The 12,705-nt window shown below is 61.6% G+C and carries 7 protein-coding genes; 3 read left to right on the forward strand and 4 right to left on the reverse strand.

The window, feature by feature from the left end; genetic code table 11:
* Nucleotides 1-46: 46 nt before the first annotated feature.
* Genes glgB through ACVWSC_RS16195 form a run of 3 tightly spaced genes read right to left on the reverse strand, consistent with a single transcriptional unit; the run spans nucleotide 47 to nucleotide 7,607 of the window.
* Nucleotides 47-2,257, reverse strand: a complete 2,211-nt coding sequence (gene glgB, locus ACVWSC_RS16185; protein ID WP_442107766.1) for a 1,4-alpha-glucan branching protein GlgB — start codon at nucleotides 2,255-2,257, stop codon at nucleotides 47-49.
* On the reverse strand, nucleotides 2,258-5,569 hold the full coding sequence (treS, locus tag ACVWSC_RS16190) for a maltose alpha-D-glucosyltransferase (RefSeq protein WP_442107768.1): 3,312 nt from the start codon (nucleotides 5,567-5,569) through the stop codon (nucleotides 2,258-2,260).
* A gap of 13 nt (nucleotides 5,570-5,582) precedes the next feature.
* Nucleotides 5,583-7,607: an alpha-1,4-glucan--maltose-1-phosphate maltosyltransferase gene (locus ACVWSC_RS16195; RefSeq protein WP_476461704.1), complete on the reverse strand. Its 2,025-nt coding sequence runs from the start codon at nucleotides 7,605-7,607 to the stop codon at nucleotides 5,583-5,585.
* 143 nt (nucleotides 7,608-7,750) lie between these two features.
* On the opposite strand from ACVWSC_RS16195, the gene ACVWSC_RS16200 reads away from it, so the two are divergent.
* Nucleotides 7,751-7,918: a hypothetical protein gene (locus ACVWSC_RS16200; RefSeq protein WP_442107772.1), complete on the forward strand. Its 168-nt coding sequence runs from the start codon at nucleotides 7,751-7,753 to the stop codon at nucleotides 7,916-7,918.
* Between the two features lie 87 nt (nucleotides 7,919-8,005).
* On the opposite strand, the gene ACVWSC_RS16205 is transcribed toward ACVWSC_RS16200, so the two are convergent.
* On the reverse strand, nucleotides 8,006-9,679 hold the full coding sequence (locus ACVWSC_RS16205; protein WP_442107774.1) for an AMP-binding protein: 1,674 nt from the start codon (nucleotides 9,677-9,679) through the stop codon (nucleotides 8,006-8,008).
* Between the two features lie 235 nt (nucleotides 9,680-9,914).
* Here ACVWSC_RS16205 and ACVWSC_RS16210 point away from each other — a divergent pair, with 235 nt between their 5' ends.
* Nucleotides 9,915-11,078, forward strand: a complete 1,164-nt coding sequence (locus tag ACVWSC_RS16210) for an isovaleryl-CoA dehydrogenase (protein WP_442107776.1) — start codon at nucleotides 9,915-9,917, stop codon at nucleotides 11,076-11,078.
* Nucleotides 11,079-11,097: 19 nt separating this feature from the next.
* Nucleotides 11,098-12,705: a carboxyl transferase domain-containing protein gene (locus tag ACVWSC_RS16215; RefSeq protein ID WP_442107778.1), complete on the forward strand. Its 1,608-nt coding sequence runs from the start codon at nucleotides 11,098-11,100 to the stop codon at nucleotides 12,703-12,705.

Raw genomic sequence — 12,705 nt, forward strand, 5'->3', positions numbered from 1 at the left:
GCCTTGAATCAGCGCATTGCCGTTGCAACAGCAACCTGGCGAACGTTCACTGCGGCCGCAAAATCAGCACCCCCAGTGGTGGCAGATTCAGCGCCAGTGACAGTGGCTGCCCATGACTGGCCAGCGCCTCACTGCTGACTTCGCCGAGGTTGCCATAGTTGGAACCGGCATAGCCCTCGGCATCGCTGTTGAGCACCTCACTCCAGCGCTCACCGAACGGCACCCCAATGCGATAACCCTGGCGCGGCACCGGGGTGAAGTTGGCCACCACCAACAGCGGTTCACCACTGGCGCTCCAGCGCAGCCAGGCATACACGCTGTTGTGCGCATCGTCGCCAATCAGCCACTGGAAGCCTTGGGATTGGCAGTCCTGTTCATGCAACGCACGCTCCTGGCGGTACAGCCGGTTCAGATCGCCCACCAGGCGCTGCACGCCTAAGTGCTCAGGGTATTTGAGCAGGTACCAGTCCAACTCGCTGTCGTGGTTCCACTCTCGCCACTGACCAAACTCGCAGCCCATGAACAGCAATTTTTTGCCTGGATGGGCCCACATGAAGGTCAGGTAGGCGCGCAGGTTGGCGAATTTCTGCCAGCGGTCGCCGGGCATTTTGTCGATCAGCGAGTGCTTACCGTGCACCACTTCGTCGTGGGAAATCGGCAGGATGAAATGCTCGGAGTAGGCGTAGATCAGGCCAAAGCTCATCTCGTTGTGGTGGTAGGTACGGTGGATCGGGTCGTTCTGGATGTAATGCAAGGTGTCGTGCATCCAGCCCATGTTCCACTTGTAGTTAAAACCCAGGCCGCCCTGCTGGGTCGGCTGGCTGACCCCGGGCCAGGCCGTGGACTCTTCGGCGATCACCAGTGCGCCGGGGGCTTCCAGGGCGACGACATCGTTGAGGTGGCGAATGAAGTCGATGGCTTCCAGGTTCTCCCGCCCACCATGACGGTTAGGCACCCATTCACCGGCCTTGCGCGAGTAGTCGCGGTAGAGCATCGAGGCGACGGCATCGACGCGCAGGCCATCGATGTGAAAATGTTTGAGCCAGTGCAAGGCCGAGGCCAGCATAAAACCGTGCACTTCGGTGCGGCCCAGGTTGTAGATGAGCGTGTCCCAGTCCTGGTGGAAGCCCTCAAGCGGGTTTTCATACTCATACAGCGCGGTGCCGTCGAAGCGCGCCAGGCCGTGGCTGTCGGTGGGAAAGTGCGCCGGTACCCAGTCGAGGATCACGCCGATCTGCGCCTGGTGACAGGCGTCGACAAAGGCGGCGAAATCGTCCGCCGAACCGTAGCGGGCCGTGGGCGCGAACAACGACAGGGGTTGATAGCCCCACGAGCCGCCAAAGGGATGCTCCATGATCGGCATCAGTTCGATATGGGTGAAGCCCAATTGCTGGATGTAAGGCACCAGACGATCAGCCAGTTCGCGCCAGTTGTAGAAGCGCGCCACTTCGCCGGTGTCATCCAGTTCACATTGCCAGGAGCCTGCGTGCAGTTCATAGATCGACAGCGGCGCACTGCTGACGTGGCGGTCGCCACGGTTGTGCATCCAGTGCTGGTCCTGCCAGTCATGGATCAGCGGGCCGGCCACTTTTGACGCGGTGCTCGGTGGCAGCTCGGTAGCCCGGGCCAGGGGGTCGGCTTTGAGCGGCAGGATGCCGTCGCGGCCGAGCACTTCATACTTGTACGCCTCTCCCGCCTGCAGGCGCGGCACGAACAGTTCCCAGACGCCTGAGGCGTGGCGCAGGCGCATGGGGTGACGGCGACCATCCCAGTTGTTGAAGTCGCCCACCACCGACACTCGCCGGGCGTTAGGCGCCCACACCGAAAAACGCACGCCACTGACCCCGTCCACCGTCAGCAGTTGGGCACCCATGCTGGATGCCAGGTCGCGGTGATTGCCTTCGCCGAACAGGTAAAGGTCCATGTCCCCCAGCTGTGGCCCGAAGCTGTAAGGGTCCTCGGTGACCTGCTCGCCATTGGCCCACTGGATCTGTAAGCGATAAGGCTGCTGTTCGCTCAGGTGGGCGATAAACAACCCCGGTACCGGCTGTTGCTCCAGCTCACCCAACAGCCGCCCATCGTCGCGGGCAAGCGCCTGCACACTCAAGGCGTTAGGTAGATAGGCGCGGACAAACTGGCCGCCCGCCCCATCCGGGTGCGGGCCAAGCACGGCGAACGGATCAGCATGCTCGGCCCTGACCAGGGCGTCGATATCACGTTGATCCAGCCCGCCTTCCTCGCGCTTGCGTTGTTTCATTCAGCTTTCTCCCCAGGTACTTGTCAGGCCATGGAGACCATGCAAAGGCACGGCCAACCAACTTGGGCGGTTTTCGGCTTCGTACAGAATTTCGTAGGCCGCTTTTTCCAGGCTGAACAGTTCCAGTGCCGCTCGCTCGCCGTCGGCATCTTCCCAGGCATGGGGCATGGCCGCAGTGGCCAAGCCGTAGGCCTCGACAAACGCATGTCGGACCTGGTGCAGATAACGCCTGGCGACTCGCTGACGGGCCTGGCGGGCGTTGTCCGAGAGATCGACACTGGAGGCACTGCGCAGCACCATGGCAGCAGCATAGTCGAAGGATCGCAGAACGCCGCTGACATCCTTGTACGGGCTGTGTTTGGCCCGGCGCTGATCCAGCGGCCGGGCCGGTTCGCCTTCGAAGTCAATCAGGTAGGCATCGCCCTGCACCACCAGCACCTGGCCCAGGTGCAGGTCGCCATGCACGCGCATCATCAGCCCACCCTGGGCCTGTACGCTCAAGGCTGAGACGGTGGCCAGCAGGTCCTCGCGCTGCTGGTGCAGGTCGTCGATCAGGCGTTGGCTGTCGCTATCGAGATCGCCACGGTGGGCTTGCAACAGATCCAGGGCGTGGCTTAATTGACTGCCGATGTGCGTTGCCCATGCCTGGCAGTCCTGCGTGTTGCTGGGCCGGGGCCGGAAGGCCGGGTCGTGGCTCGGCGCTGCCAGCAACAGGTGCATTTCGCCCAGACGCTGCCCCAACATGGCGGCAAAGTCGGCCAGGTCTTGCAGGGCATCGGTATGGCCGTCGCGCTCAGACTGACCGGGCTCCAACTCATCGCGAATGGCGCGTTCGAGGTTGTTCTGGGTCCAGTCCCAGGCATCACCCTGATTACTCAGGTAGCCCTGGGCAATCATCAGCAAGTGGCTGTGCTGCGCCGTGTCGACCCGATTCATCCATCCCAGTAACGGCGAAATATTGCTGAAACCGGCCGCGGTGAGGTAGGCACTCATTTCCAATTCCGGGTGAATCCCCGGATTGACCCGGCGAATCAGTTTGAGCACCACACTGCCGCCGACCACCACCGAGCTGTTGGACTGCTCGGTGGAAAGGTAGCGCACCGGCGCATCGTCACCCAGATTCAGCGCCGCCAGTTGCTCGGTGGCATGAAACTGCAGCTCACCTTCGGCACAGGGCAAACGCTGGCCGTCGCGACATGCCGCCAGCAGCGCATGGATAAAACTGTCGAGGACAAAACCGTCGGTGATCAGCCCGACCTGACGCCCGCGCCGCACCCGGGCCAGGGCCAGCTGTTGCGGCGGTGCGCTGGTGATCTGCTCTTCAGCGATCAAGCCGAACGGCAACTGATAGCGACTGCTGTGGCCGGCGCTAGTTACCTCAAGCTCACTGAGCAGCACCGGACTGCTGGCACTGCCGAAGCGCACACCGTAAGCGATCTGCACCTGGTCGATGCTGGCATCCTTGCCCGCGAACCAGCGACGCTTGGGCAGGTACTGGGGCAGGATGCTGTCTTGCAGCGTCGAACGTGCTGGCGCTTCGAGCAGTTCTTCCATGCGTTTTTTCAGCACCAGGGTGGTGAATTCCGGCAGGCTTTGCGCCGGTTCCACGTGCCAGCTGGGCATCTGGTCCTTGTCGGCCAGCAGGAACCAATAGAACCCGTACGGCGCCAGGGTGAGCAGAAACGGCAACTGGCCAATCGGCGGAAAGGCACTGCCGCCGAGCATCTCCACCGGCACACTGCCAACGTAGGCTGACAGGTCCAGTTCAGCCGCCTGGGCAGCGCGCGATACGTTGGCGACACACAGGATGATCTCGCGTTTGCCAGTGCTATCGGTGTATTCGCGCAGGTAGGCAAGAATCCGCCGGTTGCTCGGCGACAGCATGATCAGGCTGCCGCGGCCGAAGGCTTTTTGCTGCTTGCGCACCGCCAGCAAGCGCCGGTTCCAGTTCAACAGCGAATGCGGGTCATGGGCTTGGGTTTCGACGTTGACCGAGGCGAAGCCATACAGCGGGTCCATGATCGGCGGCAGTACCAGACGTGCAGGGTCCGCCCGCGAAAAACCGCCGTTGCGATCGACCGACCACTGCATGGGTGTGCGCACGCCATCGCGGTCGCCGAGGTAGATGTTGTCGCCCATGCCGATTTCATCGCCGTAGTACAGCGTCGGCGTGCCGGGCATCGACAACAACAAGCTGCTCAGCAGCTCGACGCGTCGCCGGTCACGTTGCAGCAACGGCGCCAGGCGTCGGCGAATGCCCAGGTTGATGCGCGCCCGGCGGTCTTCGGCGTAGAAGTTCCACAGGTAGTCACGCTCGCGGTCGGTGACCATTTCCAGGGTCAGTTCATCATGGTTGCGCAGAAAGATTGCCCACTGGCAGTTGGCCGGGATTTCCGGGGTCTGACGCAAGATATCGGTGATCGGAAAACGGTCTTCCTGGGCCACCGCCATGTACATGCGCGGCATCAACGGGAAGTGAAAGGCCACGTGGCACTCATCGCCCTGCCCGGCGCCAAAGTACAGCTGGGTGTCTTCCGGCCATTGGTTGGCCTCGGCCAGCAGCATGCGGTCGGGGTAGTTGGCATCGATCTCGGCACGTATCTGTTTGAGCACCTGATGGGTTTCCGGCAGGTTCTCGTTGTTGGTGCCGTCGCGTTCGATCAGGTACGGGATCGCATCCAGGCGCAGACCGTCGACGCCCAGATCGAGCCAGTAGCGCATGACGCCAATAACGGCCTTGAGCACTTGCGGGTTATCGAAGTTGAGGTCTGGCTGGTGCGAGTAGAACCGATGCCAGAAGTACTGGCCGGCCACCGGGTCCCAGGTCCAGTTGGACTTCTCGGTATCGAGGAAGATGATCCGCGTACCGTCGTATTTCTGGTCGCTGTCCGACCACACGTAGTAGTCCCGGGCCTTGCTGCCGGGCTTGGCGCGCCGCGCCCGCTGAAACCAGGGGTGCTGGTCGGAGGTATGGTTGATGACCAACTCGGTGATCACCCGCAGGCCACGTTTGTGGGCTTCGGCGATAAAGCGTTTAACGTCGCTCAACGTGCCGTAGTCCGGGTGTACGGCTTTGTATTCAGCGATGTCGTAACCATCGTCACGCCGTGGCGACGGGTAGAACGGCAGCAGCCAGAGGGTGTTGACCCCAAGGGCGGCGATGTAGTCGAGCTTGGCGATCAGGCCGGGAAAATCACCGATGCCGTCGTTGTTCGAATCGAAGAAGGACTTCACGTGCACCTGATAGATGATCGCGTCCTTGTACCACAGCGGGTCGTCGATGAAGGCTGCCGGGCGGGTTCGCTTGGCCATGGTCGACTCCTTTCTAGAGGGCTTTTTCGATACGCCAGATAGCAAACGGCAAGTGCCAGGGTTCGATGCGCATCCATTGGGTTTTGCCGTGCCAGGTCCAGCGGTGGCCGGTCATCAGGTCTTCACCCAGGGTATCGGCGTTGTCATCCAGGCCGAGTTCCCATAGCGGTAACTCGAAATGCGCCTCCTGGGCGTTGTGTGGGTCAAGGCTGATGGCAATCAGAATGAAGTTGTCGCGCTCGGCAGTGCGCTTGCCGAAGTACACAATGTTGTCGTTCCAGGCGTGATAGAACGCCACCCCCAGGTGCGTCTGCAGCGCCCGGTTCTGACGACGGATGCGGTTGAGCTGGGCGATCTCGGCGATGATGTTGCCGGGCTGGCTGAAATCACGCGGGCGGATCTCGTATTTTTCCGAGTCCAGGTACTCTTCCTTGCCCGGTATCGGCGTTGCCTCACACAGCTCGAAGCCCGAATACATCCCCCATAAACCCGAGCCCATGGTGGCCAGGGCTGCACGGATGAGAAAACCGGCGCGACCGGATTCATGCAGGAAAAACGGGTTGATGTCCGGGGTATTGACGAAGAAATTCGGCCGGTAGCAATAGCACCACGGGGGTTGATTGAGCTCTTCGAAATAGCTTTGCAGCTCGGACTTGGTGTTACGCCAGGTGAAATAGCTGTAGCTCTGGGAGTAACCGACCTTGCCCAAGCGCGCCATCATCGCCGGTTTAGTAAAGGCTTCAGCGAGAAAGATCACCTCCGGGTACTGACTGCGCACATTGGCAATCAACCAGTGCCAGAATGGCAGCGGCTTGGTGTGCGGATTGTCGACGCGAAAGGTTTTCACCCCTTCCTGCACCCAGCCCAGCACCACATCACGCAGCGCCAGCCACAGCGACGGCACCGCCTCGGCGGCATAGAAGTCGACGTTGACGATGTCCTGGTACTTCTTCGGTGGGTTTTCCGCATAACGAATGCTGCCGTCCGGGCGCCAGGAGAACCAGCCGGGATGCTCCTCGAGCCAGGGGTGATCCTGGGAACACTGGATGGCGAAGTCCAGGGCGATCTCCAGGCCATGTTCGGCAGCCGCGGCCACCAGGCGGCGAAAATCCTCGCGACTGCCCAGTTGCGGGTGAATCGCGTCGTGACCGCCCGCCTCGCTGCCAATGGCGTAAGGGCTGCCCGGGTCATCGGCTTCGGCCTGCAGGGCATTGTTGCGGCCTTTACGGTAACGCATGCCGATCGGATGAATCGGCGGAAAGTACAGCACGTCAAAGCCCATATCGCGGATCATCGGCAAGCGCTCATGGACATCGTTGAACGTGCCATGGCGCTGGGGATCATCGGTGATCGAGCGCGGAAACAACTCATACCAACTGGCGAACAGCGCCTGCTGGCGTTCGACATCCAACGGGTATTCGGGGCTGCGGCTCAGATAGGTACGATGATCGGCCTCGCGCATCAGCAGCGCCGTTTCTGCCTGCAGCAGCCGCGCGACCTGCGCCTCAGATGCCAGGCCCGGCAGCGCCTGGTGCAGCGCGTGTAGCTGTTCACGCAACAGGCCGTGACTACGCTGGATACTCTGTTCGAGCAGCAGCAACCCTTCTTGCAGCTCCAGCTCCACGGCCAGCCCGGCGCTGAACTTTTTCTCCAGGTCGTGGCAAAAGGTGGCAAACGGGTCGATCCAGGCCTCGATGCTGAACAGGTAACGCCCCTGCTCCGTGACACTGAACGGCGCCTGCCACAGGTCATTACCAGCAAAGCTCATCGGCACGCAATGCCAGCGCCGGCTCGCGGCCTGACGCCAATTGAGCATGACCGCCAGGGTGTCGTGGCCATCGCAGTACACCTTGCTGCTGACCTGGACCTTCTCGTTGACCACCGCCTTGACCGCAAACAGGCCGCCATCGAGCACGGGTTGCGTGTTCTCGATCACGATCCGCGGCTCCAGCAAGGCCTGAGAGAGGCTCACGGCCTGGTCGGGGTGATCGTTTGCCGGGGCGACGCGGTCGGTTTCGAAGGGCTCATCGCGGGTCATCGATCCTTGCTCCGTTACGAGGTGGCAGTAAGAGTTCAGAGCGAGCCTGTGGCGTGGGGTTCAAAAAAAATGAGCGATTGAGGCGCTGTGCAGTCCAAATGCACGAAGTCCGCTCATGCAGATCCCCATTGCGAGGTCAGGCTATGAACATACCTATTCCGGCTGAAACACCCGATCCGAATATAGACGACCCGACACTGCCGCCTGCGGTGCCGGAGGAAGATCCCGATGAACTGCCGATCAAGCCGACACAGCCACCCAGTGTGGGTGACCCGCCGGTGGAGGAGCCGCCGTTGAAGGCTGGGCGCTGAGGGTAGGAGCGGGCTTGCCCCGCGCTGCGATGTGACCGATGGTCCGCTATCGCGGGGCAAGCCCGTTCCTACACAGAGCCGCGCGAATTAGCGGTTACTCAGCTCTTCGATGCTGATTTCGCGCATGCGGAATTTCTGCACCTTGCCAGTGACGGTCATCGGAAATTCATCGACAAAGCGGAAATGCCGTGGGGTTTTGAAGTGGGCAATGCGGCTTTTGCACCACTGCTGCAGTTCGATCTCGCTGGCGTTGTGCCCGGGATGGAACTTGATCCAGGCAACGATTTCTTCACCGTAGCGCTCATCCGGAATGCCGATGACCTGGACATCAGCCACCGCCGGGTGCGTGAAGAAGAACTCCTCCAGCTCGCGCGGATAGATGTTCTCGCCACCGCGAATGATCATGTCCTTGTTACGCCCGGCGATGCAGACATAGCCCGCCTCGTCCATGGTCGCCAGGTCGCCGGTGTGCATCCAGCCTGCCGGGTCGATGGTTTCGTGCGTGGCGTCGGGGTTGCCCCAATAGCCGAGCATCACACTGTAACCACGGGTGCACAGTTCACCGATCTGCCCGCGCGGTACGACGCAGCCGTGTTCATCGACAATCTTGCTTTCCAGTTGTGGCTGCGTGCGCCCAACGGTCGTTACGCGCAGTTCCAGCTCGTCTTCCGGGCCGGTTTGCAGTGACACCGGGCTGGTTTCGGTCATGCCGTAGGCAATCTGCACTTCGCTCATGTGCATCTGGTCGATGACCCGGCGCATGACTTCGATCGGGCACGTGGCGCCGGCCATGATGCCGGTGCGCAGGCTGCTCAGGTCGAATTCGCCGCGCTGCGGATGGTCGAGCATGGCGATGAACATAGTCGGCACCCCATACAGTGCCGTGGCCTGCTCTTGCGCGACCGTGTCCAGGGTCAGCAACGGGTCGAAGGCGTCGTTGGGGTAGATCATGGTGCTGCCGTGGGTCACACAGCCCAGGTTACCCATGACCATGCCGAAGCAATGGTACAGCGGCACCGGGATCACCATGCGGTCCTGCTCGCTCAGGCCCAGGCTTTCGCCCACCATGTAGCCATTGTTGAGGATGTTGTAATGGCTGAGGGTCGCGCCCTTGGGGAAGCCGGTGGTGCCGGAGGTGTACTGGATGTTCACCGGCTGATCGAACTGCAGGCTGTGCTGACGTGCCTGATAGTCGGCCAGCGAGGTCTGCTCGGCCAACGCCGACAGCTGTGCCCAAGGTAGGAATCCCGCCGGTGGTGCGTCATCCAGGCTGATCAGGCCACGCAGATCAGGCAGACGTTCACCGCTGACCTGCCCTGGCTGCTGTTCGGCAAGACTTGGCAGCAGTTCTGCCAGCATGGCGTGGTAATCGGACGACTTGAACGCCCCGGCGCAGACCAGCCACTGGCAGCCGGACTGTTTGAGCACATATTCAAGTTCGCTGGTGCGGTACGCCGGGTTGATGTTGACCAGGATCACGCCGATCTTGGCGGTGGCAAACTGGGTGATGCACCACTGCGCGCAGTTCGGCGCCCAGATGCCCAGACGGTCGCCGGTCTTCAGACCAAGCGCCATCAGCGCCCTGGCGTGGCGATCTACACTGTCAGCTAATTGCTGCCAGCTGTAGCGTAGTTGCTGGTGACGCACGACCAGTGCCTCGCGTTCGGCGAAGCGCGACACGGTGTTGTCAAACGCCTGGCCAATGGTCATGGCCAGCAAGGGCTTGTCTTGACGCCCTTGGGTATAACTCGGTTGATTCATGGCGATCCCTTGTTGTGGTTGTTCTGGGAGCTGATTCAAGCGGGTCTTACTCTGGCGCATATTTACGTTAACGTAAAGGTCATGATGCGATTGACAGTTCATTGTCTCAGGTTTACGTTAACGTAAAGGTGATAGCTGATCGCGGGGCAAGCCCGCTCCCACAGGAACCACACACAACTGTAGGAGCGGGCTTGCCCCGCGAATAACTCCAAGAACAATCAAAGAAGGTGCCCGCATGCATTATCCAACCCTGAACTTCGCCCTGGGCGAAACCATCGACATGCTTCGTGACCAGGTACAGTCGTTTGTTGCTGCAGAGCTGGCACCGCGCGCCGCACAGATCGACCAGGACAACCTGTTCCCCGCCGATATGTGGCGCAAGTTCGGCGAAATGGGTTTGCTCGGCATTACCGTCAGCGAAGAATACGGTGGCAGCGGCCTGGGCTACCTGGCTCACGTGGTGGCCATGGAAGAAATCAGCCGGGGTTCCGCTTCGGTCGCCCTCTCCTACGGCGCCCACTCCAACCTCTGCGTCAATCAGATCAACCGCAACGGCAACGCCGAACAGAAAGCCAAGTACCTGCCCAAGTTGATCAGCGGCGAACACATCGGCGCCCTGGCCATGAGCGAGCCGAACGCCGGTTCCGACGTGGTATCGATGAAGCTGCGCGCCGAACAACGCGGCGACCACTTCGTCCTCAACGGCAGCAAGACCTGGATCACCAACGGCCCCGACGCCAACACCTATGTGATCTACGCCAAAACCGACCTGGACAAGGGCCCGCACGGTATTACCGCGTTTATCGTCGAGCGTGACTGGAAAGGCTTCAGCCGCAGCAACAAGTTCGACAAGCTGGGCATGCGCGGCTCCAACACCTGCGAGCTGTTCTTCGACAACGTTGAAGTACCCAAGGAGAACATCCTCGGCGTGCTCAACGGTGGCGTAAAGGTACTGATGAGCGGCCTGGACTACGAGCGCGTGGTGCTCTCGGGCGGCCCGACCGGGATCATGCAGGCCTGTATGGACCTGGTGGTGCCTTATATTCACGACCGCAAGCAGTTCGGCCAGAGCATCGGCGAGTTCCAGCTGATCCAGGGCAAAATTGCCGACATGTACACCCAGCTCAACGCCAGCCGCGCCTACCTGTACGCCGTGGCCCAGGCCTGTGACCGCGCGGAAACCACCCGCAAAGACGCCGCTGGCGTGATCCTCTACACCGCTGAGCGTGCAACCCAGATGGCCCTGGAAGCGATCCAGATCCTGGGTGGCAACGGTTACATCAACGAGTTCCCGGCTGGCCGTTTGCTGCGTGACGCCAAGCTCTACGAGATCGGTGCTGGCACCAGCGAAATCCGCCGGATGCTGATCGGCCGTGAACTGTTCAATGAAACCCGCTGAGCAAAAGGACTAGGCGCCCATGGCTATCCTGCACACCCAGATCAACCCGCGCTCGGGCGAATTTTCCAGCAACAGCGCGGCCATGCTCGAACAGGTCCAGGCCCTGCGCACCTTGCTGGCCAAGGTCCATGAGGGCGGTGGCCACAAGGCTCAGGAGCGCCACACGTCGCGCGGCAAGCTGCTGCCGCGCGAGCGCATCGACCGCCTGCTGGATCCCGGCTCACCCTTCCTGGAGATCGGCCAACTGGCGGCCCATGAGGTGTATGGCGAAGACGTACCGGCGGCGGGCGTGATTGCCGGCATCGGCCGGATCGAAGGCGTTGAATGCATGATCGTGGCCAACGACGCCACGGTCAAAGGCGGCTCGTACTACCCGCTGACGGTGAAAAAGCACCTGCGTGCCCAGGCCATCGCCCTGCAGAATCGTCTGCCTTGCGTGTACCTGGTGGACTCCGGCGGTGCCAACCTGCCACGCCAGGATGAAGTGTTCCCGGACCGCGAGCATTTCGGCCGGATTTTCTTCAATCAGGCCAACATGAGTGCACTGGGCATTGCCCAGATCGCCGTGGTCATGGGCTCGTGCACCGCTGGCGGCGCCTATGTGCCAGCCATGGCCGATGAAGCGATCATGGTCCGTCAGCAAGCCACCATTTTCCTCGCCGGCCCGCCGCTGGTCAAAGCCGCGACCGGTGAAGTGGTGAGCGCCGAAGACCTTGGCGGCGCCGATGTACACTGCAAAACCAGTGGCGTTGCCGACCATTACGCCGACAACGACGAGCATGCCCTGGCCATCGCCCGGCGCTGCGTGGCCAACCTCAACTGGCACAAGCAGGGCAAGCTGGCCCAGCAAACCCCGATTGCGCCCCTGTACGACGCGCAAGAGCTGTACGGCGTGGTGCCTGCAGATGCCAAGCAACCGTTCGATGTGCGTGAAGTCATCGCCCGTCTGGTAGACGGTTCGGTGTTCGATGAATTCAAAGCGCTGTTCGGTACCACCCTGGTGTGCGGCTTCGCCCACCTGCACGGTTATCCGATCGCGATCCTGGCCAACAATGGCATTCTGTTCGCCGAAGCTGCGCAAAAAGGTGCGCACTTCATTGAGCTGGCTTGTCAGCGCGGTATTCCGTTGCTGTTCCTGCAGAACATTACCGGTTTCATGGTCGGGCAGAAATACGAGGCTGGCGGCATCGCCAAGCATGGCGCCAAGCTGGTGACCGCCGTGGCCTGCGCCCAGGTACCAAAGTTCACGGTGATCATCGGCGGCAGCTTCGGCGCTGGCAACTACGGTATGTGTGGCCGCGCCTACGACCCACGTTTCCTGTGGATGTGGCCGAACGCGCGGATCGGTGTGATGGGTGCCGAGCAGGCAGCCGGTGTACTGGCTCAGGTCAAGCGCGAGCAAAGCGAGCGCAGCGGCCATCCGTTCAGCGCCGAAGACGAAGCGCGGCTCAAACAACCGATCCTCGACCAGTACGAACACCAGGGCCACCCCTACTACTCCAGCGCCCGCCTGTGGGACGACGGCGTCATCGACCCGGCGCAAACCCGCGAGGTTCTTGGCCTGGCGCTGTCTGCGGCCCTCAACGCACCGATTGAACAAAGCCGTTTCGGCATTTTCCGGATGTGA

It is taken from the genome of Pseudomonas sp. NUPR-002, from assembly GCF_056322725.1.

Bases quoted from the DNA above. Each gene is read 5' to 3' on its own strand.
- glgB (WP_442107766.1), bottom strand. From the start codon at position 2,257: ATGAAACAACGCAAGCGCGAGGAAGGCGGGCTGGATCAACGTGATATC.
- ACVWSC_RS16195 (WP_476461704.1), bottom strand. From the start codon at position 7,607: ATGACCCGCGATGAGCCCTTCGAAACCGACCGCGTCGCCCCGGCAAAC.
- ACVWSC_RS16205 (WP_442107774.1), bottom strand. From the start codon at position 9,679: ATGAATCAACCGAGTTATACCCAAGGGCGTCAAGACAAGCCCTTGCTG.
- ACVWSC_RS16215 (WP_442107778.1), top strand. From the start codon at position 11,098: ATGGCTATCCTGCACACCCAGATCAACCCGCGCTCGGGCGAATTTTCC.
- ACVWSC_RS16200 (WP_442107772.1), top strand. From the start codon at position 7,751: ATGAACATACCTATTCCGGCTGAAACACCCGATCCGAATATAGACGAC.
- treS (WP_442107768.1), bottom strand. From the start codon at position 5,569: ATGGCCAAGCGAACCCGCCCGGCAGCCTTCATCGACGACCCGCTGTGG.
- ACVWSC_RS16210 (WP_442107776.1), top strand. From the start codon at position 9,915: ATGCATTATCCAACCCTGAACTTCGCCCTGGGCGAAACCATCGACATG.